General features: G+C 71.5%; 2 protein-coding genes. Both read left to right on the top strand.

Features of this window, described 5'->3' with window-relative positions; all coding sequences use genetic code 11:
- A partial coding sequence (locus tag ABTZ89_RS38720) for a CobW C-terminal domain-containing protein (protein WP_351054478.1) occupies positions 1-257 on the top strand: 257 nt, incomplete at its 5' end.
- A partial coding sequence (locus tag ABTZ89_RS38715) for a WD40 repeat domain-containing protein (RefSeq protein ID WP_351054476.1) occupies positions 254-1,302 on the top strand: 1,049 nt, incomplete at its 3' end. The genes ABTZ89_RS38720 and ABTZ89_RS38715, both read left to right, overlap by 4 nt.

The following is a 1,302-nucleotide window of genomic DNA, read 5'->3' as shown; positions in this document are numbered from 1 at the left end:
GGCTCGGCGTGCTCCTCGGCGAACGCGGAACGGATCTGTTCCGCAGCAAGGGAATCCTCAACCTCGCGGGCACCGATCAGCGCTACGTGTTCCAAGGGGTGCACATGCTCCACGACGGCGAACTCGGCGCGCCCTGGCGCGAGGGCGAGTCTCGCCGCAACCGGATGGTGTTCATCGGCCGCAACCTCGACCGCGAGCAGCTCGAACGCGAATTCCGCGCCTGCCTGGAACCAGCCACCGAAGGAGCGCCGGCATGACCGCAGCCGTGGATCGGACATCCTTGCGGCCGCGCTGGCAGGCCGAACTCGACGAACCCGCGATCGCCCTCGACGTCCTGCGCGGGGCCCGAGACGCGCCGGCCTGCCTGGTCGCCGGTGGTTCCGAGGGCGACGTGCGCATCTTCGACCCCGACGGCGCGCTGCGCTGGCAGCTCACCCTCGACGACGCGCTCCTGACCGTTGCCGCAAGCCCGGACGGCACGCGAATCATCGCGCTGGGCATGGGCAGCCGTCGGATGTGGAGCGCCGCCGACGGCGCGGTCCTGCACACCGCGCGTGCGGGATGGTCGGCCTCGGCGGCGTGGGACGCACGATCGCAGTCACTGGCCGTCGCCGACGGCAAGCGGGTCAGGGTGCTCGACCGCTCCGGAACGGTGCGCTGGAGCTCGCAGCCACTGCCCAGCACCGTCACCAACGTCCTGTGGCCACGCGGGCGCCGCCGGGTCGCGGCATCCGCATACCAAGGCGTGACGATCTTCGAACCGGACACCGACCGGACCACCAACACCCTGCGCGCACCGGGCGCCATCTCCGGCCTGGCCGCCGCCCCGAACGGCCGCTGGGTCGTCGGCGGCAGCCAGGACGCCACCCTGCACGGCTGGAAGGTCGACGACGGATCCGACTTCGAGATGTCAGGCTTCCCCGCCACCGTCTCCGACCTGGCCTTCGAGGACGGCGGACGCTGGATGGCCTGCGAATCCGCCGAAGTCCTCACCTGCTGGGACTTCTCCGGCACCGGCCCCACCGGCCGCGCCGGAGTCGTGCTCACCGGCCACCAGGCCGCGGTCTCGGCGTTCGCCTGGCTGCCCGGCCAGCACAGCACGCTGATCAGCGGCGACGCCGACGGCAATGTGCTCGTGTGGCGAATCGCAACGACGACTCGGCCCGGCGACGAACTCCGCCCGGTCGGCGGAGCACGCGATGACGACCCGGTCACCGCGATCACCACCAGCCGCGAAACCGCCTACACCACAGCCGAGACCCCGTTGACGCACGAGCTCAAGTGCGCCGGAGCCACCTTGAC

The organism is Saccharopolyspora sp. NPDC002686, assembly GCF_040295745.1.
In the GTDB taxonomy this organism is placed as follows: Bacteria; Actinomycetota; Actinomycetes; order Mycobacteriales; family Pseudonocardiaceae; genus Saccharopolyspora; species Saccharopolyspora oryzae.
The sequence above is the reverse complement of the archived record's forward strand: the minus strand, read 5'-3'. Positions and strand labels throughout refer to the sequence as shown.